The sequence below is a fragment of the Humibacter ginsenosidimutans genome, from assembly GCF_007859675.1.
Lineage (GTDB): Bacteria > Actinomycetota > Actinomycetes > Actinomycetales > Microbacteriaceae > Humibacter > Humibacter ginsenosidimutans.
In genome coordinates this window covers 412,699-438,051 of sequence record NZ_CP042305.1, presented here as the reverse complement: position 1 = coordinate 438,051, position 25,353 = coordinate 412,699, and the positions used below count along the sequence as shown (strand labels likewise).

The 25,353-nt window shown below is 68.7% G+C and carries 21 protein-coding genes and 4 pseudogenes; 15 read left to right on the top strand and 10 right to left on the bottom strand.

Annotation, left to right across the window (positions count from 1 at the left end; all coding sequences use genetic code 11):
• Positions 1 to 74 precede the first annotated feature (74 nt).
• Together FPZ11_RS02145 and FPZ11_RS02140 are read left to right on the top strand one after the other, a co-directional pair.
• Positions 75 to 785, top strand: a complete 711-nt coding sequence (locus FPZ11_RS02145; protein WP_146317985.1) for a beta-ketoacyl-ACP reductase — start codon at positions 75 to 77, stop codon at positions 783 to 785.
• Between the two features lie 186 nt (positions 786 to 971).
• Positions 972 to 2,066: an SURF1 family protein gene (locus tag FPZ11_RS02140; protein ID WP_168203712.1), complete on the top strand. Its 1,095-nt coding sequence runs from the start codon at positions 972 to 974 to the stop codon at positions 2,064 to 2,066.
• Positions 2,067 to 2,134: 68 nt separating this feature from the next.
• On the opposite strand, the gene serB is transcribed toward FPZ11_RS02140, so the two are convergent.
• Both serB and FPZ11_RS02130 read right to left on the bottom strand, forming a co-directional pair.
• Positions 2,135 to 2,794: a phosphoserine phosphatase SerB gene (gene serB, locus FPZ11_RS02135; RefSeq protein ID WP_146317981.1), complete on the bottom strand. Its 660-nt coding sequence runs from the start codon at positions 2,792 to 2,794 to the stop codon at positions 2,135 to 2,137.
• Positions 2,791 to 4,031: pseudogene (locus FPZ11_RS02130) on the bottom strand (glucose-1-phosphate adenylyltransferase). The gene serB and the pseudogene FPZ11_RS02130 overlap by 4 nt, the downstream one beginning before the upstream one ends.
• A 46-nt stretch (positions 4,032 to 4,077) precedes the next feature.
• Between FPZ11_RS02130 and glgA the strand changes: the two are divergent.
• From glgA to FPZ11_RS02115, 3 genes and pseudogenes are all read left to right on the top strand, one after another.
• Positions 4,078 to 5,265: a glycogen synthase gene (gene glgA / locus FPZ11_RS02125; RefSeq protein ID WP_146317979.1), complete on the top strand. Its 1,188-nt coding sequence runs from the start codon at positions 4,078 to 4,080 to the stop codon at positions 5,263 to 5,265.
• A gap of 31 nt (positions 5,266 to 5,296) precedes the next feature.
• Positions 5,297 to 6,098, top strand: a pseudogene (locus tag FPZ11_RS02120) (ABC transporter ATP-binding protein).
• A 147-nt stretch (positions 6,099 to 6,245) separates the two neighbouring features.
• Positions 6,246 to 6,497, top strand: coding sequence for a type B 50S ribosomal protein L31 (locus tag FPZ11_RS02115; RefSeq protein ID WP_146317977.1), 252 nt, complete (start codon positions 6,246 to 6,248; stop codon positions 6,495 to 6,497).
• A 67-nt stretch (positions 6,498 to 6,564) separates the two neighbouring features.
• Here FPZ11_RS02115 and FPZ11_RS02110 read toward each other — a convergent pair whose 3' ends face one another.
• Positions 6,565 to 7,251: a 3'-5' exonuclease gene (locus tag FPZ11_RS02110; RefSeq protein ID WP_146317975.1), complete on the bottom strand. Its 687-nt coding sequence runs from the start codon at positions 7,249 to 7,251 to the stop codon at positions 6,565 to 6,567.
• A gap of 229 nt (positions 7,252 to 7,480) precedes the next feature.
• On the opposite strand from FPZ11_RS02110, the gene FPZ11_RS02105 reads away from it, so the two are divergent.
• From FPZ11_RS02105 to FPZ11_RS02095, 3 genes are read left to right on the top strand one after another with little or no spacing between them, the layout of a single operon-like run.
• Positions 7,481 to 7,759, top strand: a complete 279-nt coding sequence (locus FPZ11_RS02105) for a type II toxin-antitoxin system RelE/ParE family toxin (protein WP_146317973.1) — start codon at positions 7,481 to 7,483, stop codon at positions 7,757 to 7,759.
• Between the two features lie 10 nt (positions 7,760 to 7,769).
• Complete coding sequence (locus tag FPZ11_RS02100) at positions 7,770 to 8,033, top strand: HigA family addiction module antitoxin (RefSeq protein WP_246846481.1); 264 nt, start codon at positions 7,770 to 7,772, stop codon at positions 8,031 to 8,033.
• Positions 8,034 to 8,075: 42 nt separating this feature from the next.
• Positions 8,076 to 8,456: a DUF1801 domain-containing protein gene (locus tag FPZ11_RS02095; RefSeq protein WP_146317968.1), complete on the top strand. Its 381-nt coding sequence runs from the start codon at positions 8,076 to 8,078 to the stop codon at positions 8,454 to 8,456.
• Between the two features lie 15 nt (positions 8,457 to 8,471).
• Here FPZ11_RS02095 and treS read toward each other — a convergent pair whose 3' ends face one another.
• A complete protein-coding gene (treS, locus tag FPZ11_RS02090) occupies positions 8,472 to 10,172 on the bottom strand; it encodes a maltose alpha-D-glucosyltransferase (protein ID WP_146317966.1) in 1,701 nt (566 codons plus the stop codon).
• Between the two features lie 129 nt (positions 10,173 to 10,301).
• On the opposite strand from treS, the gene FPZ11_RS02085 reads away from it, so the two are divergent.
• Together FPZ11_RS02085 and FPZ11_RS20400 are read left to right on the top strand one after the other, a co-directional pair.
• Positions 10,302 to 11,219 (top strand): alpha/beta fold hydrolase, encoded by a 918-nt coding sequence (locus FPZ11_RS02085; protein WP_146317963.1) that lies wholly within the window; start codon positions 10,302 to 10,304, stop codon positions 11,217 to 11,219.
• A pseudogene (locus FPZ11_RS20400) lies at positions 11,216 to 12,308 on the top strand (glycosyltransferase family 4 protein). The gene FPZ11_RS02085 and the pseudogene FPZ11_RS20400 overlap by 4 nt, the downstream one beginning before the upstream one ends.
• Here FPZ11_RS20400 and FPZ11_RS02075 read toward each other — a convergent pair.
• Together FPZ11_RS02075 and FPZ11_RS02070 are read right to left on the bottom strand one after the other, a co-directional pair.
• Positions 12,224 to 12,880, bottom strand: a complete 657-nt coding sequence (locus FPZ11_RS02075; protein ID WP_146317961.1) for a histidine phosphatase family protein — start codon at positions 12,878 to 12,880, stop codon at positions 12,224 to 12,226. The pseudogene FPZ11_RS20400 and the gene FPZ11_RS02075 sit on opposite strands and share 85 nt — an antisense overlap.
• The gene (locus FPZ11_RS02070) at positions 12,877 to 13,710 is read right to left on the bottom strand and encodes a Sir2 family NAD-dependent protein deacetylase (protein ID WP_146317959.1); all 834 of its coding nucleotides are present in this window, start codon (positions 13,708 to 13,710) and stop codon (positions 12,877 to 12,879) included. The genes FPZ11_RS02075 and FPZ11_RS02070 overlap by 4 nt, the downstream gene beginning before the upstream one ends.
• A 73-nt stretch (positions 13,711 to 13,783) precedes the next feature.
• Here FPZ11_RS02070 and FPZ11_RS02065 point away from each other — a divergent pair, with 73 nt between their 5' ends.
• Together FPZ11_RS02065 and FPZ11_RS02060 are read left to right on the top strand one after the other, a co-directional pair.
• On the top strand, positions 13,784 to 14,620 hold the full coding sequence (locus tag FPZ11_RS02065) for a TrmH family RNA methyltransferase (RefSeq protein WP_146317957.1): 837 nt from the start codon (positions 13,784 to 13,786) through the stop codon (positions 14,618 to 14,620).
• Between the two features lie 14 nt (positions 14,621 to 14,634).
• A complete protein-coding gene (locus FPZ11_RS02060; protein ID WP_146317955.1) occupies positions 14,635 to 15,906 on the top strand; it encodes a D-alanyl-D-alanine carboxypeptidase family protein in 1,272 nt (423 codons plus the stop codon).
• A 19-nt stretch (positions 15,907 to 15,925) separates the two neighbouring features.
• Here the strand turns inward: FPZ11_RS02060 and FPZ11_RS02055 are convergent.
• Positions 15,926 to 16,728: pseudogene (locus FPZ11_RS02055) on the bottom strand (SGNH/GDSL hydrolase family protein).
• Positions 16,729 to 16,935: 207 nt separating this feature from the next.
• Here FPZ11_RS02055 and FPZ11_RS02050 point away from each other — a divergent pair.
• Complete coding sequence (locus FPZ11_RS02050) at positions 16,936 to 18,819, top strand: DEAD/DEAH box helicase (RefSeq protein WP_146317953.1); 1,884 nt, start codon at positions 16,936 to 16,938, stop codon at positions 18,817 to 18,819.
• A gap of 353 nt (positions 18,820 to 19,172) precedes the next feature.
• On the opposite strand, the gene FPZ11_RS02045 is transcribed toward FPZ11_RS02050, so the two are convergent.
• Positions 19,173 to 20,381 carry a trans-sulfuration enzyme family protein gene (locus FPZ11_RS02045; protein WP_246846480.1) on the bottom strand — a complete coding sequence of 403 codons (1,209 nt, stop codon included), beginning with the start codon at positions 20,379 to 20,381 and terminating at the stop codon, positions 19,173 to 19,175.
• 122 nt (positions 20,382 to 20,503) lie between these two features.
• Between FPZ11_RS02045 and FPZ11_RS02040 the strand changes: the two genes are divergently transcribed.
• Together FPZ11_RS02040 and FPZ11_RS02035 are read left to right on the top strand one after the other, a co-directional pair.
• Positions 20,504 to 20,992, top strand: coding sequence for an Lrp/AsnC family transcriptional regulator (locus FPZ11_RS02040; RefSeq protein WP_146317950.1), 489 nt, complete (start codon positions 20,504 to 20,506; stop codon positions 20,990 to 20,992).
• A gap of 19 nt (positions 20,993 to 21,011) precedes the next feature.
• Positions 21,012 to 21,512 carry a DUF6328 family protein gene (locus tag FPZ11_RS02035; protein WP_437438613.1) on the top strand — a complete coding sequence of 167 codons (501 nt, stop codon included), beginning with the start codon at positions 21,012 to 21,014 and terminating at the stop codon, positions 21,510 to 21,512.
• Positions 21,513 to 21,515: 3 nt separating this feature from the next.
• On the opposite strand, the gene FPZ11_RS02030 is transcribed toward FPZ11_RS02035, so the two are convergent.
• Both FPZ11_RS02030 and FPZ11_RS02025 read right to left on the bottom strand, forming a co-directional pair.
• Positions 21,516 to 21,695 carry a CsbD family protein gene (locus FPZ11_RS02030; protein ID WP_146317946.1) on the bottom strand — a complete coding sequence of 60 codons (180 nt, stop codon included), beginning with the start codon at positions 21,693 to 21,695 and terminating at the stop codon, positions 21,516 to 21,518.
• A 137-nt stretch (positions 21,696 to 21,832) separates the two neighbouring features.
• Positions 21,833 to 25,324: an error-prone DNA polymerase gene (locus FPZ11_RS02025; RefSeq protein WP_146317944.1), complete on the bottom strand. Its 3,492-nt coding sequence runs from the start codon at positions 25,322 to 25,324 to the stop codon at positions 21,833 to 21,835.
• Positions 25,325 to 25,353: the final 29 nt, after the last annotated feature.

Below are 25,353 nucleotides of genomic sequence, written 5' to 3'. Positions count from 1 at the left end.
GCACCCCGAGCCGCCCACCTCTAGACTGGACAGGCCCGATTTCCCACCCCTTCCACCCACACCGAGGACTGCCCATGACGACGCCCCGCACCGTGCTGATCACCGGAGGAAACCGCGGGATCGGCCGCGCCATCGCCGAGGAGTTCCTGGCTCAGGGTCACAGGGTCGCGGTGACGGCGCGCAGCGGCGAGGGCCCCGCGGGCTCACTCACGGTGCGCGCCGACGTCACCGACACGGATCAGGTGGATGCCGCCTTCGCGGCAGTCGAGGCAGAGCTCGGCCAGGTGGAGGTCGTGGTCGCCAACGCCGGCATCACCCGCGACACGCTGCTCATGCGCATGAGCGACGACGACTTCGACGCCGTCGTCGACACCAACCTCGGGGGTGCGTTCCGCGTGATCAAACGCGCCTCGAAGGGGATGCTCAAGGCCCGCTTCGGCCGCGTCATCCTCATCTCCAGTGTGGTCGGCCTCTACGGTTCGCCCGGCCAGGTCAACTACGCCGCATCCAAGGCCGGACTCGTCGGCATCGCGCGTTCGCTCACCCGCGAGCTCGGCGCCCGCGGCATCACCGCGAACGTGGTCGCTCCTGGGTTCATCGAGACGGACATGACGGCGGAGCTGCCCGCCGAGCAGCAGGCCGAATACAAGAAGTCGATCCCCGCCGGACGCTACGGGCAGGCGTCCGAGGTCGCGAAGGCCGTCGCCTGGCTCGCCTCCGACGATGCCGGCTACATCTCCGGCGCGGTGCTTCCCGTCGACGGCGGCCTCGGCATGGGGCACTGAGGCGGCGCGCACTGGGCACAGGGCACTGAGCCGCTCGACAGCTACACGGGTTACTGTCGTGCAGAACGATCACGATCTGAAGGACTGACGACGGCTACCGACACCCACCCCGCGAATGCGGTGGCCCGCACCGGTGGCGAACTCGCCCGGCGCGGGGGCTCAGGCGCACTTGCGAAGCCCGCGGCTGTGTACGACACCGTCACGGAGGGCCTCACCGGGTGGCAGTTCCTGCGCACCGGGCGGTGGCTCGCATACTTCGCGATCGCGCTCGCCTTCGCACTGGTCTGCGCAGGGCTGGCGACCTGGCAGTTCGACCGCGGACGCGGCGCCTCCGCCGACAACCATCTCTACGCCACGAACTTCGCGCTTCCGACCGAACCGTTGACGACGGCGCTTGCCACCACCTCTTCCTACGAACCGCAGCAAGTCTGGCGTCGGGTGTCGATGACCGGAACGTGGGATGCCGACCAGCAGTTCTACGTGCGCAACAGTGTGCGCAGCGGCAACTCCGGGTTCGACGTCGTCACCGCCCTGAAGCTCAGCACAGGCGGCACCTTCCTCGTCAATCGCGGCTGGGTCGCCGCGTCGTCGACGAACAGCATGGTGCCTGCGCGCCGCCCGGCACCCCCGCACGGCACGATCGACGTCGTCGCACGCCTGCAGCCCAGTCAGGCCAAGCGCGGCGAGGGCGGCGTGCAGAACGGATTCATCGAGTCGGTCGACCTCGACGAGCTCGCACCGGTCATCGGTGGCACCGTGTATTCGGCGGCCTACGGGGTGATCGTCACGCCGGCCTCGCCCGGCCAGGGGCTCGGGCGCATCCAGGCGACACCGCCATCCGAGGGTGTCGGCTACCACTACTCGTACATGATCCAGTGGATCGCGTTCATCTTCATCGGTTTCTTCCTGCTCTGGCGTGCCGCCCTCCGCGAGTTCCGTCGCATCAACGTGGAGGACCCGGAGGAGCAGCAGCGCGCCGCGCAGCGTGCACGCAAGGCCGCGGCCAAGCCGTTCACCGACGAGGAGTTGGAGGACGAAGCGCTCGACGGCTTCATCCCGCTCACGAGGTGGGCGGCGGGCACCGCGCAACCGCTGGAATCCACGCCCGTGCGACCCGCGCTCACCGGAACGCCGATCCCGTTCGAGACATCGGACGAGAACGCCGATGACGACGATGACGACGCACCGGCCCCTGACGAGATCTACGTGCTCGAACAGGGGACGGGCGATCAGGATGCCCCCGCAGCCGACGCGCGCGCCCCTCGCGACGGCACTCCGTAGCGACGGCAGTCTCGCAACGGAACGGGCCACGTCGGCCCGAGGCGATCGACGAGTGCGGTCGGGTCGGCTCAGCCGCGCAGGCCGAGCAGGGGCAGCACCTGGGAGAGGTCGCGCGTCTCGATCGCGAGGTCGGCCGCAGCACGCACGGCCGGCTTCGCGCAGAACGCCACGGACAGGCCGGCCGCGTGCATCATGCGCAGATCGTTGGCGCCGTCGCCGATCGCGACGGTTCTCGTCAACGGCACACCGGCATCCGCGGCCCATTCGCGCAGCGCGTGCTCCTTCGCCGCGGCATCGATCACGGGCCCGTCCACGCCACCGGAGAGGATGCCGTCGACCGCGCCGAGCCTGTTCGCCCGCCAGAGATCGAGATGCAGCCGCAGCGCCAGACCGTCGACCAGCTCGTGGAACCCGCCGGAGACCACACCGACGAGACCGCCCGCCTCGTGCACGGCCGCGACGAGCTGCGGCACGCCGTCGGTGACGCGGATGCGCTCGGCCACCTGACCGAAGATGCTCTCGTGCAGCCCGCTCAGCGTCGCCACGCGTTCCCGCAGGCTCTGCTCGAAGTCGAGCTCACCGCGCATCGCGCGCTGCGTGATGTCGGCGACCAGCTCGCCCGTGCCCGCGTGTTCGGCGAGCAACTCGATGACCTCGTCGTGGATGAGCGTGGAGTCCACATCGAGCACCACGAGAAAACGGGCTGAGGCGGACTCTGAGGTGCTCATGGAACGACGTGGACTCCCTTGCCGACCACGGTGAGGCCGGACGGTGTGACGGTGAACCCTCGGGCGCGATCGCGCTCGGGGTCGACGCCGATCTTGGCACCCTCCGCCACGACGACATCCTTGTCGAGGATAGCCCGGCCCACGAACGCGTTCGGCTCGATCACCGCACGATCGAAGATGACGGCGTCGACGACGTGCGCGCCGGACTCGACCTTCGCCCACGGCCCGAGAACGCTGCGCTCCAGGTGCGCGCCGCTGATCACCGAGCCCAGGGAGACGATCGAGTCGATGGTGGTGCCGATGGCTCCTCGCACATCGCGCACGAGCTTGGCGGGAGGCGAGTTGAGCTGCTGGCTGAAGATGGGCCACGCATCGTTGTACAGGTTGAAGACCGGAAGAGCCGACACGAGGTCCTGGTGCGCGTCGAAGAACGAGTCGATGGTTCCCACGTCGCGCCAGTAATACCTGTCACGATCGGTCGAACCGGGAACGTCGTTGTTCCTGAAGTCGTACACGCCCGCCTCGCCGCGCGAGACGAAATCGGGAATGATGTCGCCGCCCATGTCGTGGTTCGAGTCGGGACGCTCGCCGTCGCGCTGCACCGCGTCGATCAACGCCTGCGCGTCGAAGACGTAGTTGCCCATGGATGCCAGCACCTCGTCGGGCGCGTCGGGCAGGCCCACCGGATCGCTCGGCTTCTCCCTGAACGCCGCGATCCGTGCAGGATCGCCGGGGAGACCTCGATGACGCCGAACTGGTCGGCGAGCCCTATCGGCTGGCGGATGGCCGCGACGGTGGCGGGCGCCCCCGAGCCGATGTGCGCATCGATCATCTGTCCGAAATCCATGCGATACACGTGATCGGCGCCGACCACCACCACGATGTCGGGCTTCTCGTCGCGGATCAGGTTGAGGCTCTGCAGGATCGCATCGGCCGAGCCGGAGAACCACCGCTTGCCGAGACGCTGCTGCGCCGGCACCGAAGCGATGTAGGAGCCGAGCAGACCGTCGAGCCGCCAGGTCTGAGACACGTGCCGGTCGAGGCTGTGCGACTTGTACTGGGTCAGAACGACCACCTGATGCAGCCCCGAGTTGATGAGGTTCGACAGCGCGAAATCGATGAGCCGATACTGCCCGCCGAACGGCACAGCGGGCTTCGCACGATCCGCCGTCAGCGGCATGAGCCGCTTGCCTTCGCCGCCCGCCAACACGATTCCGAAGATCTTCTTGCCCGCCATGTGACAACAGTAGAGCCGCCACATGCCCTGTACTAGCGTCGTCGTCATGCGCGTCGATCTCTTGACCAGGGAATATCCGCCCGACATCTACGGCGGTGCGGGCGTGCACGTCACCGAGCTGGTGAAAGCGCTGCGCCGATCGATTGAGGTGCAGGTGCGCTGCTTCGGCGCGCCGCGCGACGAAGCGGACACCACGGGATACCCGGTGCCCGCCGAGTTGGCTGGCGCCAACGCCGTGCTGGGCACCCTCGGGGTCGACCTGCAGTTCGCCCAGGATGCCGCGGGGGCGTCGCTCGTGCACTCCCACACCTGGTACGCGAACCACGGTGGGCGGCTGGCGAGCATGCTGCACGGCATCCCGCACGTCGTCACGGCGCACAGTCTCGAGCCGCTGCGTCCGTGGAAGGCCGAGCAGCTCGGCGGCGGCTACCGACTGTCGAGCTGGGTGGAGCGCGAGGCCTACGAGACCGCGGATGCCGTCATCGCCGTGAGCGAGGGCATGCGGCGCGACATCCTGCGGGTGTATCCCCAGGTGGACCCCGCTCGCACCCACGTCATCTACAACGGCATCGACCTGCAGCGCTGGCACGCCGTCGACGAACCCGACCTGGTGCGGTCGCTCGGTGTCGACCCGGATCGCCCGACGGTGATCTTCGTCGGGCGCATCACCCGACAGAAGGGCCTTCCGTACTTCCTGCGGGCGGCGGCAGCCCTGCCTCCGGAGGTGCAGCTGGTGCTCTGCGCCGGTGCACCCGACACCCCGGAGATCATGGCCGAGGTCGAGGGCCTGGTGCGCGAGCTGCAGGCGTCCCGCGACGGGGTCGTGTGGATCGATCGCATGCTCGAGCAGCACGAGCTCGCGGCGGCGCTCAGCGCTGCCACGGTCTTCGTGTGCCCGTCGATCTACGAGCCGCTCGGCATCGTGAACCTCGAGGCCATGGCGTGCGGGCTTCCCGTGGTGGCGACGGCGACCGGCGGCATCCCCGAGGTCGTCGAGGACGGCGTGACGGGACGCCTCGTGCCGATCGAGCAGGCCACCAACGGCACGGGGACTCCCCTTGATCCCGATCGATTCGTCGCCGACCTCGCGGAGGCGCTCACGGCCGCGGTCTCCGATCCCGATCGGGCCCGAGAGCAGGGCAGCGCGGGTCGGCTGCGGGCGCAGACCCAGTTCGGCTGGCAGTCGATCGCCGACCAGACTCTGGCGCTCTACCGGGGGCTCACGGTGCAATGACGCGTGCCGCGGCGCGGCTAGGCTAGAACGCATGTCGAACACCGTCCTCTCGTTCAACTCCGTGTCTTTCGTTCGCGACGGGAACACGATCCTGAACGACGTGGACTGGACCGTCACCGCCGACCAGCGGTGGGTCATCCCTCGGTCCCAACGGCGCAGGCAAGACCTCGCTGGTGCAGCTCGCCGCCGCGGCGCAGCACTCCACGTCCGGCACGGTGACCGTGCTCGACGAGGAGATCGGCAAGGCCGACCTCGCCGAGCTGAAGCCGCGCATCGGCTATGCGTCGAGCGCGCTGGCCAAGCGCATCCCGAAGCGGGAGAGCGTGCTCGACGTCGTGCTCACCGCGGCGTACTCGGTGACGGGGCGTTGGATCGAGGAATACGAGGAGATCGACACGCGTCGCGCCAAGCGGGTTCTCGCGGAGTGGGGGCTCGAGCCGCTCAGCGAGCGCGCGTTCGGCACCCTGAGCGACGGCGAGCAGAAGCGGGTGCAGATCGCGCGCGCGGTGATGACCGACCCCGAGGTGCTCATCCTCGACGAGCCGGCCGCCAGTCTCGACCTCGGCTCCCGTGAGGAACTCGTCTCGCTGCTCGGCGGCTTCGCCAGCGACACGCGCTCGCCCGCCATGGTGATGGTCACCCATCACGCCGAGGAGATCCCGGTCGGGTTCACGCACGTGCTGCTCCTCGAGGAGGGCACGATCGTCGCCGCAGGCCCGCTCGAGGAGACCCTCACCTCCGAGCGTCTCACCGAGACGTTCGGGCTGCCCATCGAGGTCTCGTCAGAGGGCGGCCGCTACAGCGCGCGGGCCAAGGCGTCCGACGCTCAGTAGCGGATCAGCACCACGCGGCGGGCGAGGGCTCGACCCTCTGCTAGAATCGATCTTTGGCCGCGGATGCCTCTTCGGACCCGCGCACGTTTTCGCGCCCCAGCCAGGCGGCGCGTCGAGATTTGAACCCACAACTTCGAGGAAGTCCTGATGAAGTCTGACATTCACCCCGATTACGCGCCGGTGGTCTTCCGTGACCTCGCTTCCGGCGCCACGTTCCTGACCCGTTCGACGGTCTCCAGCGAGAAGACGATCGAGTGGGAAGACGGCAACACCTACCCCGTGATCGACGTCGAGATCTCGAGCGAGTCGCACCCGTTCTACACGGGCAAGCAGCGCATCCTCGACAGCGCCGGCCGCGTGGAGAAGTTCAACCAGCGCTTCAAGGGCTTCGGCAAGTAAGACCGAGCTCATACGGGAAGGGGCGGCACTTCGGTGCCGCCCCTTCCCGTATGTCGTACCACCGCTCTCAGCGCAACGGCCACGCGCCGACGGCGACGAACGCCGGGTCCTTGACCCTGCGCATGTACGACTGGAAGTCTTCGGCCTGTGTGCGGCACCACTGCACCTGCATCCGGTGCAGCTCGTCGACGGCGACGCCGAGCTCGTCGGGATAGCGTCGCGCGATGGCCTGGGCGACACGGCCCGCCGCGACGGCATCCGCTCCCGCTTCGTGGGCGCCGACGAGCGAAACGCCGTAGTGGCCGGCGGTGAGCTCGAGGGTGCGCTTGCCCTTGCGGTACTTGTCGACGGCCTTGTCGAGCACCAGAGGATCGATGATCGGAGCCGGATCGTTCAGCGGTTCGACGCCGTGCCGGAGCGCCTCGCGGTGCAGCAGCGAGAAGTCGTACGGCGCGTTGTAGGCGACGACCGGGATGCCCGTGGCCAGGAGCCCGCGCAGGGCCGCGACGATCTCGGTCACCGCGTCGCGGGCATCCCGCCCCTCGGCCGTGGCACGAGCCGTGGTGATGCCGTGCACGGCGGTTGCGGCGTCCGGGATCGGGACGCCCGGGTTCACCAGCCAGTCGAGATGCTCGACCAGCGCACCGTCGGCGTCGAGCAGCCCGACATGAGCCGAGACGATGCGCGCGCTGTCGATGTCGACTCCGGTGGTCTCGAGATCGAAGACGCCGAGTTCGTCGTGCCATTGCTTCATGCCTGCAACGTTATGGACGACCACTGACATGCGATTGAGGCGTGCCGAAGAATGCGAGCATTCTTCGGCGAGCCGATGGGCAGCCCCAGATGGGTCAGGCCGAGGACCGCACGTTCGCGCGTTCCACGACATGGATATCGAGGCTCGAAGCGATCGCAGGCGACCCGCCGGCTGCCGAGCGCCGCCACATCACGACCTGCATACTTGCACGTTACGCTAGTATGCTGATGTGAGGTTCGCAGACCGCGACATCGAGGAGTATTGGCTCGGTGGTTCCGCACCGCGGCGAGTACCACCCGACGTGCGAAAGCGTCTGGTGCGCAAGCTGCAGCTTCTGGATGCGGCAGCCGAGCTTCACGACCTGAGAATCCCGCCGTCCAACCATCTCGAGAAGCTTCGAGGCGATCTGGCGGGCGAGTACAGCATCCGCGTCAACGACCAGTGGAGACTGGTGTTCGACTGGGACGGAGGGGAAGCGAACAATGTCTCATTCATCGACTATCACTGACGACCTTTCGATGCCCGGGGAGATTCTGCTCGAAGAGTTTCTCCAGCCCTTCGACATCACGCAGTACGAGCTCGCCAAGCGCATCGGCGTGGATCAGGCACGCATCTCGAGGATCGTTCGCGGCAAGCAGGCGATCACCGCCGACACCGCTCTGCGTCTCAGCACGTTCTTCGGCACGACCCCGCAGTTCTGGCTGCGACTTCAGGAGGGCTACGACCTGGCCCTCGCCCGCACCCGAACGCCGACCGACACGATCCAGCCGCTGAGCGCCTGATCTGCTCGGCGATCGCAGCGACGACCACGAAAGGGTGAATGCATGTCCGCAAGCGACGAGATCGACGCGATCATCGCGAACTCCGGTGGGTGGCGAGGGGAGATGCTCGCGGAGCTGCGGCGCGTCATCCTGAGCGCCGATCCGCTGATCGCAGAGGAGATCAAGTGGCGCAAGCCCTCCAAGCCTGAGGGCGTCGCGACCTGGGTGTGTCAGGGCAACGTCTGCATGGCCGATCTGCTGAAGAACGCCGTGCGACTGACGTTTCCCAAAGGGGCACGGCTGCACGACCCGACCTCGCTGTTCAACTCGCGTCTCACCAGCAGCGCGGTGCGGGCGATCGACGTCTTCGAAGGCGTACGCGTCGACGAGGATGCTCTCCGTCAGCTCGTGAGCGAGGCCGTCGCCGCGAATCGTGCGGGCTGAGCGCCGGGACCCTCGTCAGCTCTGGATGTGCAGCCAGTAGAAGCTCTGGGTGCCGAGCGTGAGCGTGAAGCGGCCGTCGTCGGCGATCGTCGGGAACTGGCCCCCGCCGAAGAGGTCGTAGAGCGCGCTGCCGGCGAACTGCGGAGCATCCAGCGTCACCGAGACCGGATTGTGCGAGAACGAGAACACGCAGAGGATGTTCTCCGGCTGGTCGCCGAAGACCGTGCCGCTGCCGCCGTACGAGCGCACGAACGCGAGCACCGACGAGTGATCGGTGGGCAGCACGGTGATGGAACCGAGCCCGAACGCCGGATGCGCCTTGCGAACGTAGATCACGTTGCGCACCCAGTGCAGGAGCGAGCGCGACTGTGCGAGCTGGGCCTCCACGTTGACCTGGTTGAAGTGATACACGAGCGACTGCACGACGGGCAGGTAGAGCTTGCCGGGGTCGGCGGTGGAGAAGCCCGCATTGCGATCCGGCGTCCACTGCATGGGCGTGCGCGACGAGTCGCGGTCGGGCAGCCAGATGTTGTCGCCCATGCCGATCTCGTCGCCGTAGTACAGGAACGGGCTGCCGGGCAGCGAGAACAGTAACGCGTGGGCGAGCTCGAGCTCGGCCCGAGAGTTGTCGAGCAGGGGAGCGAGCCTGCGTCGGATGCCGATGTTGGCGCGCATCCTCGGGTCGTACGCGTACCAGCCGTACATCGCCTGGCGGTACTCCTCGCTGACCATCTCGAGAGTGAGTTCGTCGTGGTTGCGCAGGAAGACGCCCCAGCCGGCTCCCTCCGGGATGTCCGTGGTCTCCGACAGCACCCGCACGAGTTCGTCTGCCCGCTGCGAGCGCAGCGAGTAGAAGATGCGCGGCATGACGGGGAAGTCGAAGGCCATGTGGCACTCCGGCTCCTCCTCCGTGCCGAAGAACGCCGCCACCTCGCGCGGCCACTGGTTGGCCTCCGCGATCATCACGCGGCCGGGGTAGTCGTGGTCGACGAGTGCGCGCAGTCGCTTGATGAACTCGTGCGTCGGCGGCTCGCCCTCTCCGTTGCCCTCGTCGGACTCGTAGAGGTAGGGGATGGCATCCAGCCGGAACCCGTCGACGCCCATGTCGAGCCAGAACCGCACGACGTCGAAGATGGCCTCGTGCACCGCGGGGTTGTTGTAGTTGAGGTCGGGCTGGTGCGAGAAGAACCGGTGGAAGAAGAACTGACGCCGCTGAGAGTCGAACGCCCAGTTCGAGTCCTCGGTGTCGGTGAAGATGATGCGGATGTCGGGCCACTTCTCATCCGTGTCGCTCCACACGTAGAAATCGCCGTACGGCCCGTCCGGATCGTTGCGCGACTCCTGGAACCACTCGTGCTGGTCGCTCGTGTGGTTGAGCGGAAGATCGATGATGACGCGCATGTCGCGCTCGTGCGCCTTGGTCACCAGGTCTTGGAACTCGTCGAGCGTGCCGAACTCCGGCATGATCCTGCGGTAGTCGGCCACGTCGTAGCCGCCGTCGCGCAGCGGAGAGGCGAAGAACGGCGGCAGCCACAGGGCGTCGACGCCGAGCCACTGCAGGTAGTCCAGCTTGGAGATGAGGCCCTGGATGTCGCCGGTGCCGTCACCGTTGCTGTCCACGAACGAGCGCACCATGACCTCGTAGAACACGGCGCGCCGATACCACTGGGGATCGAGCGTGAGGCCGGGGAGCTGGATCGGGGCGGTGAAGGTCACGTGGGGTCCTCCTGCGAGTTCTGCTGGTGACGTGTCTGCTGTGGCGTGGTTCGCGAGGGGGCTGCACTTCGAGTCTAGGCACGACGAATGCAGAAGACACGCACCCCGGCCCGCCTACACTGGTGCCTGATGTTCAGCCCCTCGACACCCGCCGCGGTCCGCCCACGCGAACGCTCCGTCGATGTCGACGGTGTGCCGACCGCGTACTGGGAGTACGGCGATGAGGATGCCGCCACCACCCTCGTGCTCGTGCACGGCTTCCGCGGCGACCACCACGGCCTCGAGCCGATCGCCGCGCGGCTTGCCGCCGATCGCGTGGTCGTGCCCGACCTGCCCGGGTTCGGTGTCTCGGCGCCGCTTCGCTCGACGCACGACATCGCGGGCTACGCGCGCTGGCTTCGCGGCTTCATCGAGGCGGTGCAGCCCCGGGGACGCTTCGTGCTGCTCGGACACTCGTTCGGCTCGATCGTCGTCTCGGCCATGCTGGCGGACGTGGACGGTGCCGACGCTGAGCAGGACGCGATCACGGCCTCCCGGCCCGACCTCGTCGTGCTCGTGAATCCGATCGGCGCTCCCGCGCTGAAAGGCCCCCGAGCCGTCTTCACCAGGCTGGCGATCTTCTACTACTGGCTGTCGGCCGCCCTTCCCGAGGCGATCGGCTTCGGGCTGCTGCGCAACAGGCTGATCGTTCGTGTCATGAGCGAGGCCATGGCGAAGACGAAAGACAAGGCGCTGCGTTCGTGGATCCACGACCAGCACGCGAGGTACTTCAGCGCGTTCGCGAACCGTGACGTGGTGCTCGAGGCGTTTCGGGCATCCGTGAGCCACGACGTGTCGGAGTACGCGGCACGCATCGCGGAGCCCGTGCAGCTGATCGCCGCCGACCGCGACGACATCACCCCGTTGGCGGCGCAGCAGAGACTGCAGACGCTGTTCCCCGATGCGCGGCTGCACGTGATGAATCACGTCGGGCATCTCGTGCACTACGAGGCGCCGGACGAGGCTGCGGCGACCATCCGCGACTTCATCGGCGAGCACGCAGAGTGAAGATCGTCTTCGACTGCCGCTACACGCGCATCGGCCGCCACGACGGCATCAGCCGGTTCACGGCATCCCTCGTCGGCGAACTGGCGAAGCTGCACGAGGTCACCATGCTGATCAGCGACGAGGCGCAGCTCGAGATGCTGCCGGCGCTGCCGTGGGCGATGGGGCCGTCACCGACGAGCCCGTTGGAGCCCCTGGTGGCCAGGCACGTCAATCGCCTGCACCCCGACATCGTGTTCACGCCGATGCAGACGATGGGTTCGATCGGGCGACGCTATCGGCTCGTGAAGACCGTGCACGACCTCATCTACTACAGCAACCGCACGCCGCCGCGCGACCTTCCGGCCTTCGTGCGCGGCCTGTGGCGGCTCTATCACCTGGCGTGGTGGCCGCAGAGGATGCTGCTGAACCGGTCGGACGCCGTCGTCGCCGTCTCGCACACCACCGCCGCCCTCATCGCGCGACATCGGCTCACCCGCAAGCCCGTGTACGTCGTGACGAATGCGCCGGAGGTGCCGGCCGACGTTCCGGACGTCGCCGCAGACCGCGCCCGCGACGAAGTCGCTGATCTACATGGGCTCGTTCATGCCGTACAAGAACGTCGAGACGCTCGCACGCGCGGCAGCCCTGCTGCCGGACTACGAGCTGCACCTGATGAGCAGAGTCAGCAACGCCCAGCGCGAGCGGCTCGTCGCCGCGGCTCCTGAAGCGAACCTGGTCTTCCACAACGGGGTGAGCGATGCCGAATACTATGCGGCGCTGCGTTCGGCCACGGCGTTCGTGTCCGCCTCACTCGACGAGGGGTTCGGCATTCCGGTCGTCGAGTCCATGCGCGTCGGCACCCCGGCGGTGATCAGCGATATCCCGATCTTCCGTGAGATCGGTGCGGATGCAGCGGTGTATGCAGACCCGCGCGACGCGGGGTCGTTCGCCGGAGCCGTGCGCTCGCTCGAGCAGCCGGGGGAGTGGGCGGCGAGATCGCGGCTCAGCGTGCAGCGAGCATCCTTCTACACCTGGGCGGGCTCGGCGTCGGCGCTGCTGGGCGCGCTCACCGAGGTCGAGTCGGCAGGCACCGCGAAGGCCTCTGCCTGAGTCGGCGTCGCCGGCAGGTTGAACTCGGCGAGCGCGAGCGCCTCGCCGTCGTGACGCAGGTGGCTGAGGGACAGGTTGCCGATCACTTCGCCTTCCGCGGGGCGGGCACCGCCGGTGAGGTGCCGAACGATCGAGCTGATCACGGCGCCGTGGGTGACGACGAGCACGCTCTCGCCGACGTGTCCGGCGGCGATCCGCTCGAGCACCGGCAAAGAACGGCGCACGACGGATTCGCGGCTCTCCCTGCCGGGAACGACGTCGTCGGGAAAGCGTTCGACGATCTCGTGATGCGTCAGGCCCTCGGCCTCCCCGAACGCGCGCTCGGCCAGCGCAGGCTCGGCCGCGGGTGCGGCGAGGGACGCGGCATCTGCGATGATCGCCGCCGTCTGCAGCGCACGCGACAGGTCGCTGGCGTACACCGCCGCATAGCCGGCATCCGCGAGCGCGTGCGCCGCCACTGTGGCCTGCGCCACTCCCACGTCGTTGAGCGGGATGTCCGTCGAGCCCTGGATGCGCCGCTCGCGATTCCAATCGGTCTCGCCGTGCCGCACCAGGGTGAGCAGTGTGCTCACGAGATCAGCGTGTCGGCCAGCGCGACGAGGGTCTCCGAGGTTCCGGCGTTCAGCTTGAGCGTCGCCCGTGCGTCGCCCTTGGTCTCTCCGCGATTGATCACCACGATGGGCAGCTTACGGCGACGGGCCTGCTCGACGAGTCGGATGCCCGAGTTGACGGCGAGCGACGACCCGGCCACGAGCAGGGCGTCGGCTCCGTCGACCAGCTCCCGTGCGGCCTGGAAGCGCAGCGGCGGCACGAACTCGCCGAAGAACACCACGTCGGGCTTGAGCGGGCCGCCGCAGACGCTGCACGGCGGGATGACGAACGAGTCGACGTCGGTGACGTCGGCGTCGCCGTCGGGTGCGATGGTGACGGCATCCGGCTTCGACAACCACGGGTTGAGGTCGTCGATCTGCCGCGCGATGTCCTCGCGGGCGAACATCTGCCCGCACCGCAGGCAGACGACGCGATCCATGGTGCCGTGCAGCGGCACGACGCGGCGCGAACCTGCCTGCGTGTGCAGGCCGTCCACGTTCTGCGTGATGACGCCGGGAACGACCCCTGCCGCCTCCATGAGCGCGAGCGCGACGTGACCGGCGTTCGGCCGGGCGGCACGGAACCGCGCGTAGCCCAGGTGACTGCCGGCCCAATACCGCTTGCGGGAGCGGGGGTCGTTGAGGAACTGCGCGTACGACATCGGCGTGCGCTTTGGTGCTCCCTCGCCCCGGTAGTCGGGGATGCCCGAATCGGTCGAGATCCCCGCTCCGGTGAGCACCGCGACAGTGCGGTCTGCGAGGATGTCGATGGCGGACTCGATCGCCTGTTCCGCCGTCGCCGCTGTGCTCACGCTGCCTCCCCGTTCGTCGTCAGTGTAAACAGCGCAGTTTTCGTCATTGTTTCGTCCCCCTGGAAGTCACCGCATGCGCATCATCCCGATCGAGAGCGTGGATGCCCCCGAACTCGCCGATTTCGCGCGGCTCACCGACGTGGCGCTGCGCCGTGCGCTCGAGCCCGCCGGAGGGCTGTATCTCGCGGAGTCGACGAAGGTGATCGCGCGCGCGATCGGTGCCGGGCACATCCCGCGCTCGGTGCTGGTGCACCAGCGGTGGCTGCCCGATCTCGAGCCGTTGCTCGAGGCGTTCCCCGACGTTCCTGTGTACGTCGGCACAGAAGAAGCGCTGCAGTCCCTCACGGGGTTCCACCTGCACCGCGGAGCGCTGGCGGCGATGCACCGACCTGCCCTGCCCGAGCTCGAACAGGTGCTCGCCGGTGCACGACGCGTCGTGGTGCTCGAAGACATCGTCGACCACACGAACGTCGGGGCGGCGTTCCGTGCGGTCGCCGGACTGGGCGCCGACGCCGTGCTCGTATCTCCGCGGTGTGCCGATCCGCTTTACCGGCGCAGCGTGCGGGTGAGCATGGGCACCGTGCTGCAGGTGCCATGGACGCGCATCGGCGAATGGCAGGATGCCGCACCCCGCCTTCACGACGCCGGCTTCCAGATCGCCGCGCTCGCCCTCGCCGACGACGCCGTGAGTCTCGACGAGTTCGCCGCGCATCCGCCGCACCGGCTCGCGATCGTCATGGGAGCAGAGGGCGACGGACTCAGCAGGCGGGCACTCAGCGCCGCGGACACCGTGGTCACCATTCCGATGCAGCACGGAGTGGACTCGCTCAACGTCGCCTCCGCAGCGGCCGTCGCGCTGTATGCGCTGCGCGTGCCTGCGCACGACGTCGATCCTGACACTCGGGCATAGGTGCGACCCGTACCATGTCAGCCGTGTTCCCCGATCCCGCGCCGCACGACCACGCGACAGCCGCCCGACGCCGGCGTACAGCCAGGCGGGGTCGGTCGCTGCTGTTCACCGCCCTCGGTGTGGTCACGGCGGCCGTCGTCTACACGGTGCTGGTGGCGATCGCGCCGCTGCCCGCCGCCGCAGAGGCGGCATCCGCGTCGACGACGATCACGCCCGCCGCGGTGCAGCCCGCGTTCCCGACGTGGGGGAGCGCCGCCGTCGGGCTGGTCGGACAGGACGATCTGCTCGTGCGCAACGGCAGCATGGCCAGTGCGCCGATCGCGAGCATGACGAAGACGATCACGGCGCTCGTGCTGCTCGACAAGCGTCCGATCCCCGCGGGAAGCGACGGGCCGACGATCACGTTCACGTCGGCCGACGTCGACATCCTGCAGCAGGTGTGGGCGGAGGACGGCTCGTGGGCGCCCGTGTCGGCGGGGGAGCAGCTGACCGAGAAGCAGGCGCTCACCGCCATGCTGCTGCCGAGTGCGAACAACTACGCCATCTCGCTGGCGAACTGGGGCTTCGGGTCGGTGAGCGCCTTTCTCACCTACGCGAACTCCTGGCTGGCGTCGCACCACTTCACGGGCACGCACATCACCGACCCGTCGGGGCTCGATCCCGGAACCGTGAGCACACCCGTCGACCTCGTGGGCATCGGCAAGCTCGTGGTCGCGAACTCCGTGCTGAAACAGATCGTCGACACTCCGACGGCCACCCTGCCAGGCGCGGGCACCGTCGAGAACGGCAACAAGCTGCTCGGACAGGACGGCGTCGTCGGCATCAAGACCGGCTGGACCGATCAGGCCGGGCACTGCCTCCTGTTCGCGGCATCGGTGACGGTGCACGGGCATCCGCTCACCATCGTCGGCGTCGTCACGGGCGCGCCCGACTACACGAACCTGTGGACCGATGTGCCCACGTTGCTCACGAGCGTCGAGAAGGGCTTTCACGAGGTGAAGGTCGGAACCGCCTCGAGCGACTTCGGCTCCTATCGGAGCGTGTGGGGCGACTCGGCCCGGCTGAAGAGTGAGAAGGCCGGCGGCATCTTCGTGTTCTCGAACGCGAAGATCTCGGTCACCGTGCGCACGGCTCCCGTGACGCTGGCGAATCCGGGGGATGCCGTCGGCACCATCACCTACGCCGGCGCAGGCCAGAAGTTCACCAGCACGCTCACCGTGTCGAAGGCTGTCACCGACCCCGGGCTCGGCTGGCGGCTGACACACCCGCTTCTGCTGCTGCCGTAGGGCGTCGCAGGAAGAATCCTCACATCGCCGCGCCTTCGTCGCCCGGCGCGGTCACGGGCGTGGGCTCCGGCCGCTTGGGCGGCAGGTGGTCGCCGCTGGAGACGCCCTTGATGCGGCGCACGATCCACGGCACGAAGTACTCCTTCGCCCAGGACAGATCGTCGGCGCGAGCCTGCCGCCACGACCGCTCGGGCAGCGGCTCGGGCTCTGCGGGGTGCAGCTCGTTGGGCACGCCGAGCGTGTCGAGCACCATGCGTGCCACCGTGTGGTGTCCGAGTGGGTTCATGTGCAGACGGTCTGCCGACCACAGTCGCTGATCCTGCACCTCGGTCAGCGCCCACTGGTCGGCGACGAGGCATCCATGCCGCTCCGCAACCACGCGCACGTTCTCGTTGTAGATGGCGACCTTGCCCCTGATGGCCTTGAAGACGGGGAGAAGCCCACATCGACGCCCGTGAACACGACGATCGTGGCGCCGGTGACCGACAGCCTGACGATGATGTCCTCGAAGAGACGGCCGATCTCATCCGGGTCGGTGCCGGGGCGGATCACGTCGTTTCCGCCGGCCGAGATGGTGATCAGGTCGGGCCGCAGCGCCACGGCGGCGTCGACCTGGTCGTCGGCGATCTGCCTGATGAGCTTGCCGCGCACCGCGAGGTTGGCGTACGCGAAGTCGTCTGTGCCGCGGGCCAGCACCTCGGCCACGCGGTCGGCCCAGCCACGCAGCCCGCCCGGGGCGTTCGGGTCGGGGTCGCCGACCCCCTCCGTGAACGAGTCGCCCAACGCGACGTACCGGTGAAAGGGATGCAGCGGTTCCGTCATGAATTCCATTCTGCTCTCGCCGAATACGTCCTCGTTCCAGCCTCGCGCCGCTCCTTGCCCATCGCTGCCCGGTGCGCGGGTCTGCCACCGTGGAGGCACGGGGTGCCGTCGACTGTCGGCGGCGTTCGGTAGCGTGGAGTCAAGTGAGCACCTCGATCCCCGCCCCCGCCTCAGCCGACGACTGGCAGCCCGATGGCGCGCACGAGGATGCCGCGCTCACGAGCATCGACGGCACCCGCCTCGACGACGCACCGGCCGTATCGACGCCGCACGAGTCGGACGTCGGAACCCGTCCCTGCCGACACCTCGCGCACCGTCGGCACCTGGGCCATCGAGCACCTCTCGCCGTCGTTCCCGGCCCGTGCGCCGTGGGGAACCGCGAGCAAGCTCCGCGCCTGGCAGGCGGAGGCGCTCGAAGCGTACTTCCGCTACGAGCCGCGCGACTTCCTCGCCGCCGCGACCCCGGGCGCCGGAAAGACGACGTTCGCGCTGCGTCTAGCCGTGGAACTCCTGAAGCGCCGCACCGTCGAGCGCGTCACGATCGTGGCACCGACCGAGCACCTCAAGAGGCAGTGGGCGGAGGCGGCGGCGCGGGTGGGCATCCCGATCGACCCCAACTTCAAGAACGCGCATGGTCGCTACGGATCGCACTACCGCGGCGTCGCTGTCACCTATGCCCAGGTCGCGGTCAACGCGGCGCTGCACCGGGACATCACGCTCGATCGGCGCACGTTGGTCATCCTCGACGAGGTGCACCACGGCGGCGACGCGCTGAGCTGGGGCGACGCCATCCGCGAGTCGTTCGAGCGCGCCGAACGCAGGCTCTCGCTCACCGGAACCCCGTTCCGCAGCGACACTTCGCCCATCCCGTTCGTGACCTACCTGCAGAACAGGGAGGGCATCCGCACCTCGCGCACCGACTACAACTACGGCTACGGCAGGGCCCTCAACGACGGCGTCGTGCGCCCCGTGCTGTTCATGGTCTACGCGGGCCACATGCGCTGGCGCACCAAGACCGGCGACCAGATGGAAGCACGGCTCGGCGAGGGCAACACCAAGGACATCACTTCGCAGGCCTGGCGCACAGCGCTCGACCCGAAGGGCGAGTGGATCCCGCAGGTGCTGCACGCTGCCGACCGACGCCTCAGCGAGGTGCGGCAGCAGGTTCCGGATGCCGGTGGCCTGGTGATCGCGACCGATCAGGTCGCCGCCCGTGCCTACGCCGCCATCCTGGAGAGCATCTGCGGCGAGAAGGTCACCTTGGTGCTCTCCGACGAGAAGGAGTCGAGCGACCGCATCCAAGAGTTCTCCGAGGGCACCACGCGCTGGATGGTCGCGGTGCGGATGGTGTCGGAAGGCGTCGACGTGCCGCGGCTCGCCGTGGGCGTCTACGCCACGAGCTCGGCGACCCCGCTGTTCTTCGCCCAGGCGATCGGCCGGTTCGTGCGGGCGAGGAGGCGCGGCGAGACGGCATCCGTGTTCCTGCCCGATGTGCCGGTGCTGATCGCGTTGGCACGCGCGCTGGAGCTCGAGCGCGACCACGCGCTCGACCGCACGTCGACCGACGCAGAGGGGGATCTGTGGAACCCCGAGGACGCCATGATGGCTGCGGCCGAACGGGACAGCAAGGCATCCGACTCGCTGCAGCAGGAGTTCGCGTTCGAGGCGCTCGACTCGCACGCCGCCTTCGACCGGGTGATGTACGACGGCGCCGAGTTCGGCGGCTTCGCGGAGCCGGGCAGCGATGAGGAGTGGGACTTCATCGGCATCCCGGGCCTGCTCGAACCCGACCAGGTGCACGAACTGCTGCGCACCAGACAGGCTCGCCAGGCGAAGCGCGCCGCGAACCGTCCACCCGCCCAACCGGGCGAGACTTCGAGCGCGCCGCCGCCCGTGTACCGCACTCTCAAGGAGCAGCGCAGCCTGCTGAACAGCCTGGTGGGGCTCTACGCGAAGAACTCCGGCGAACCGCACGGACTCGTGCACGCCGAACTCCGTCGACTGTGCGGCGGACCCGCCGTCGCCCAGGCGAGCGTCACCCAACTGCAGGCGCGCATCGACCTGCTCCGCAAGCGCCTCGGGCACCACTGAGTTGGTTCTGTGCGCGGGCACCCCAACCCGCGCACCGCAGTCGGCAAGCGGAATGGCCGGGTTCGGCGACGTACACGCCGCCGCCTCGAAGAGCGTGTCACGTCAGACCCGCGGGCACCCCAACCCGCGCACCGCGGTCGGCAAGCGGAATGGCCGGGTTCGGCGACGTACACGCCGCCGCCTCGAAGAGCGTGTCACGTCAGACTTGCGGGCACCCCAACCCGCGCACCGCGGTCGGCAAGCGGAATGGCCGGGTTCGGCGACGTACACGCCGCCGCCTCGAAGAGCGTGTCACGTCAGACTTGCGGGCACCCGCCCCCGCCGAGCGCACCGCAGTCGGCAGGCCGTCCCCGCTACCGGGCAAGTGCTTCGGGCGTCGCCGGCCGTGGGCCGGCGGTTGCGGCATCCAACGCGGCCATCAGATCGGCGGTGAGATCGTCGACGTGCTCGAGCCCGATCGACAGCCGCACGACTCCGGCATGCGGCTTCGCGTCGGAGGCGACCGGCCGGTGGGTGAGAGATGCGGGATGCTGCACCAGCGAGTCGACGCCGCCGAGCGACACCGCGTGCGAGACCAGACGACACCCCTGCGTGAAACGCACGGCGCTGTCGTAGTCCCCGAGGTCGATCGAGATCAGGGACCCCGGTCCCTCCAGCTGTCGCCCCAGCAGGCCGAGCGGGTCCTGCCCGGGCAGCCCCGGGTACATCACCCGCTGCACGGCCGGATGGTGCTGCAGGCGCCGCGCGAGCTCACCGGCTGTCTCCTGCTGCGCACGCACGCGGATCGGCAACGTGCGCAGTCCGCGATGCAGCAGATAGGCGGCGAACGGGTGCAGCAGACCGCCGGTGAGGGCGCGCAGACTCCGCAGGCGCGTCGCCCACTCGTCGTCGGTCGCGACGACGCCGCCCATCACATCGCCGTGCCCGCCCAGATACTTCGTCGCGCTGTGCAGCACCAGCCGCGCGCCGTGCTCCGCCGGCCTCTGCAGCACGGGGGAGGCGAACGTGTTGTCGACGAGCACCGGCACACTGCCCGCCTGACGCACGGCATCCGCGATGTCGACGAGTTCGAGCGTCGGGTTGGCGGGCGTCTCGAGCACCACGAGGCCGGTGTCGTCGCGGATCGCCCGGCCGATGGCATCCGCCGGCGCCCACGTCACGCTGGTGCCCAGCAGCCCCGTGTCGAGAACGTGGTCGGTGCCGCCGTACAGGGGACGCACCGCCACGATGTGCGGCGTTTTTGCGGCCACCGCCGCCATCAGGCACGCGGACAGCGCGGCCATGCCGGTCGCGAACGCGACCGACTCCTCCGTGCCCTCCAGATCGGCGAGCGCCCGTTCGAAGCGCGCGACGCCCGGCTGCCAGAGCCGCTGGTAGACGGCCGAGTCACCGGGGCCGAGCGTCCCGCCGGTCGCGAGGTTCTCGTACGAGTCGCCACCGGCCTCGACCGAGGGCAGTGGATTGGTGGTGGAGAGATCGATGGGCGGAACGTGCGATCCGGCCTCGGCCAGCCCCTCCATCCCGGCGTGCACTGCGCGGGTCTCGAGGCGGCCGATGGGCATGTCTGACGGCTCTGTCATAAGGCCATGACAGCAGATTCCGCCCGCATTTCGCCTGTATATCGAATAGGCTGCGATCCGACACGCACTCTTCTATAAATTCTGCAGATCTCAAGGCGGTGAGGATGCCCGACCCGAAGATTCCCGATCTCGACCCCGTCGACCGCGCCCTCGTGCTCGCGCTGTCGCGCAACGCCCGCACGACGGGCGCCGCGCTGGCTGCCGAAGCCGGCGTGGCGGAGTCGACGGTTTCGCTCCGGTTGAAGAACCTCCAGCGCAGAGGAGTGATCGGGGGCTACCGGCTCGAGGTGGATCTCGCGGCCGCGGGCATCCCGCTGCAGGCCATGATCGCGGTGCGACTGGCGAAGCACTCACGAGCGCAGATCGACGCGTTCCGCCAGGCAGCCCCGCACTGGCCGGGCGTGCTCGCGCTCTTCCACACCGCGGGCGCCGACGACTACCTGCTTCATGTCGCAGCACGCGACCCTGGCGAGCTGCGCGACTTCGTGCTCGACTATCTCACCGGCAACCCCGCCGTCTCGCACACCGAGACGAGCTTGATCTTCGAGAACGCGCCCGGCGACGGCTGGCAAGGCCTTCTCGGCGCACGCTGATCTCGTTACGATGCGCAACGTGGATCACGCTGAAAGCGACGACGCGGACGACATTCCGGGCGACGGCCGCACGGAGACCCTGGTGCAGCGCTCCGACCGCAACTGGGCGGACATCCTGCAGGAGCTGCGCGTCACCCAGACCGGAACACAGATCATCACCGGATTCCTTCTGGCGCTCGCGTTCCAGCCCAGGTTCACGACGCTCGACACCTTCTCCGCGGTCGTCTACCTCGTGCTGGTGTGTCTGGCCGCCGCCGCGACGGCGCTCAACCTCACGCCCGTGACCCTGCACCGCTGGCTGTTCCGCCGGCACGTGAAGCCCGAGCTGGTGGTGATCGGCAACGTCGTTCTGCGCGTCACGCTGGCCACTGTCGGACTTCTCGTGGTCGGCGTGGTGCTCTTCATCTTCGACGTCGTGGTGTCGCGGGAGGCGGGCCTCATCGCGGGCGGCATCACCGTTGCCGTCGTCGTCGCACTCTGGATCGTGCTGCCGCTCGCGGCGAGGCGCATGCGGGAATGACGCTCAGTCGTTGTCGGTGAAGGCGTCCTTCACCTTTTCGCCCGCCTGCTTGAGATTCGCCTTGGTCTGGTCGAACTTGCCCTGGGCCTTCAGCTCGTCGTCGCCGGTCGCGTCTCCGACCGCCTCCTTGCCCTTGCCCCAGAGCTCTTCCTTCTTGTTCTCGAACTTCTCTTCGTTGCCCATGACCGTCTCCTTCTTCTGATGGTGATTCGTCGTACGTGAACCTCGACCATCACAGCTGCGGCGCTTGGGGACCAGGGCTTGACATCGTCGCCGCGCCTGTGTGTGCCGTCTGTGCGTGCCGACGGCCACCGGTCGCGTCACTGGAAATCGCGCGAGACGGTGCGCGCCTTCAGCACCAGTGACTCGAACCGGTCGGCGACGAGGTTCAGCACGCCCTCTTCGCTGCGCTCCAGGATGCCTCGCACCACCAGCGCGGCGGATTCGCGCGCGATCCTGCGGTAGCGCCCCCACACCCCGACGCTGCAGATCACGTTGAGCATGCCGCCCTCGTCTTCGATGTTCATGAACGTGATGCCGCTCGCCGTCGCGGGGCGCTGCCTGTGGGTGACCACGCCGGCGACCTCGACGCGGGTGCCCGTCTCCACCCGCTGCAGGTCGGCGATGGACCGGATGCCCCGCGTCGTCATCGCCTGCCGCACATGCCGCATCGGGTGGTCGCCGGGTGACACCCCCGTCGCCCACAGGTCGTACACGACCTGCTCCGACTCCGTCAGCATCGGCAGCAACGGCGGCTGCACGAACACGGCGGTGGACGGCAGGTAGTCCCGCCGCTCCCTGGACGCCGGTCCCGCCGCCCACAGCGACTGCCTGCGAGTGAGCCCCAGCGACTCGAACGCGCCCGCCGCCGACAACGCCTCCAGCTGCGGTGTCGTGAGCCCAACGCGGCGGGCGAGGTCGTCCATGCTGGAGTAGGGGCCACGGGCATCCCGCTCGTCCACGATGCGCTGAGCATGCTTCTCGCCGATGGTGTTCACGCCGGCGAGGCCGAGACGCACGGCGAGCGCGCCGTCTCTGCGGTGGGAGGCGGAGGCATCCGGGTCGGCGCGGTCGAACTTCTGCGGAATGGGCGGCTGCTTCCGATCGAGGCAGGAAGCCATGCCGCCCGCCGTCACGACGGCATCCTCGGTCGGCGCGGCGCCGACGATCGTCCCGTCGGTCGCGCGGCCGACCCGCTCATCGACCGGCTCGAGGTCGGGGTGCACGCCTGAGCGGTTGATGTCGACGTGCCGCGCGATCACGCCGTGCCGCACCGCGTCTTGGGTGAGGCTCTGCGCCGAGTAGAAGCCCATCGGCTGCGCCTTGATGAGCGCGGCGAGAAACGCTGCGGGGTAGTGCAGCTTGAGCCACGCGCTGGCGTAGACGAGCAGCGCGAAGCTCAGCGCGTGGCTCTCGGCGAAGCCGAAGTCGGCGAACGCCTCGATCTGCGCCCAGATGCCGTTCGCCTGCTCGTCGTCGAGCCCGCGCCGGGCCATGCCGGCGAACACTTTCTCGCGCAGCGACTCGATCTTCTCGACGCCGCGCTTGGACCCCATGGCCCGGCGCAGCAGGTCGGCGTCCGCGGCGGAGCAGTCGCCGACCGCCATCGCCATCTGCATCACCTGCTCCTGGAACAGCGGGATGCCCAGCGTGCGCTTCAGCACCGGCTTCAGATCCTCGTGGGCATACGTCACCGTCTCCTTGTGAGCGCGCCGACGGATGTACGGGTGCACCGCCCCGCCCTGGATCGGCCCCGGCCGGATGAGCGCCACCTCGATCACGAGGTCGTAAAACGCGCGGGGGAGCAGCCGGGGGAGCGTGCCGAGTTGGGCGCGGCTCTCCACCTGGAACACACCGATGGCGTCCGCCCTGCACAACATGTCGTAGACCGCGGACTCCTCCTTCGGGATCGAGGCGAGTGTCCAGGCCTCGCCGAGGTGCTGCCCGATCATGTCGAACATGTACTGCAGGGCGGCGAGCATGCCGAGGCCGAGCAGGTCGAACTTGACCAGGCCCATCCATTCGCAGTCGCCCTTGTCCCACTGCAGCACCGTGCGCTTGGCCATGCGGGCGCGCTCGATCGGCACGACCTCGCCCACCGGCCGGTCGGTGAGCACCATGCCGCCGGAGTGGATGCCCAGGTGCCGCGGCGCGGTCAGCAGCTGTTTCGAGAGCGCGACGACGGCATCCGGAATGTCGTGGTCGCCCGTGAACACGTCGGGGCCGTAGCGTTCCACCTGCTTCGACCAGGCATCCTGCTGCCCTGTGGAATGACCGAGCGCCTTCGCCATGTCACGCACCGCGTTCTTCGGGCGGTAGCTGATCACGTTCGCCACCTGAGCCGCATTGCGGCGGCCGTATTTGTCGAACACGTGCTGGATGACCTCTTCGCGCCGCCGCGCGTCGAAGTCCACGTCGATGTCGGGCTCCTCGGGCCGCAGGCTGGAGAGGAAGCGCTCGAACGGCAGGTTGTACTCGATGGAGTCGATCGCGGTGATTCCCAGCGCATAGCAGACGGCCGAGTTCGCGGCCGATCCGCGGCCCTGGCAGAGGATGCCTTTGTCGCGCGCGAACCGCACGATGTCGTGCACGATGAGGAAGTAACCGGGGAAGTCCTTCGCCTCGATCACCGACAGCTCCTTCTCCATGCGCGCACGCACCGCTTCGGCGCTCGCGTGCGCGTAGTCGGGCGGATACCGCTCGGCGATGCCTTCATCGACGAGCCGGCGCAGGTACGTCATCGGCGTGTGTCCGTCTGGCACGTCCTGCTTGGGCAGCTTGGGCTTGGCCGACCTCAGGGAGAACGCGTGGCTGTCGGCGATCTCGACGCTCCGCTCGATCACGCCGGGATAGCGGGCGAACCGCTTCGCCATCTCCGCTCCGGTGCGCAGCCCGGTGGTCGAGGCTGCCGGCAGCCAGCCGTCGAGCTCGTCCAGGCTGCGCCTGGCGCGCACCGCGGCCATCGCCGTCGCGAGCGGCCGCTCCGCCTTCGACGCGTAGTGCACGAGGCCTGTGGCGACGGACGCCAGTCCCTTGCGCTTCGCCAACGCGAACAGCGCATCGTTGTGCACGGTGTCCAACGGGGATCCGGTGTCGAACAGCTCGACCACCACGTGGTCGGCGCCGAACAGGTCGACGAGCTCGTCGAGTGCTCGGGATGCCGCCCCGATGTCGGGCATCGATCCCGCAGCATCCGCACCGCCGGCCAGCGCCTGCCGCACGGCGCCCTTGCGACACCCGGTGAGCACCGTCCAGCGCCCGCCCGCCTGCTCCGCCAGGACGTGCAGGTCGTAGAGCGGCCGCCCCTTCTCCGCATCGGGATGCAGTTGTGCGTCGGTGATCGCGCCCGCCAGCCGGTGGTAGCCCTCCTCGCCGCGTGCGAGCACGAGCAGGTGCGTGCCTTCCGGGTCGGCCTCGCCGTTCTGCGGCTTGCCCAGCCTCAGCGAGAGCTCGGCACCGAACACCGTCTTCACCATGGTGTGGATCTCGGCCGCCTCCGCGAGCCGCACCACGCCGTACATGCCGTCGTGGTCGGTCAGTGCGATGGCGTTCAGCCGCAGCCTGACCGCCTCCTCGACCAGCCGCTCCGGTGCGCTGGCGCCGTCGAGAAAGCTGTAGTGGGAGTGCGCATGCAATTCCGCGTACGGCACGTACGGGCCGTCGATCGGAGTGATCGGCTCACCACGGTACGTGTGCCGCTTCACGCTGCGGGCGGGGGAGTCCAGCGCAGCGAGGTCGCCCTCCGGCGGACGGCGCCCCGACAGCGTGCGCTCGATCTCCGACCACGGCACCGGCGGGTTCTTCCAGCCCATCTCAGGCCACCGCCGTCCCTGCTCGCTGA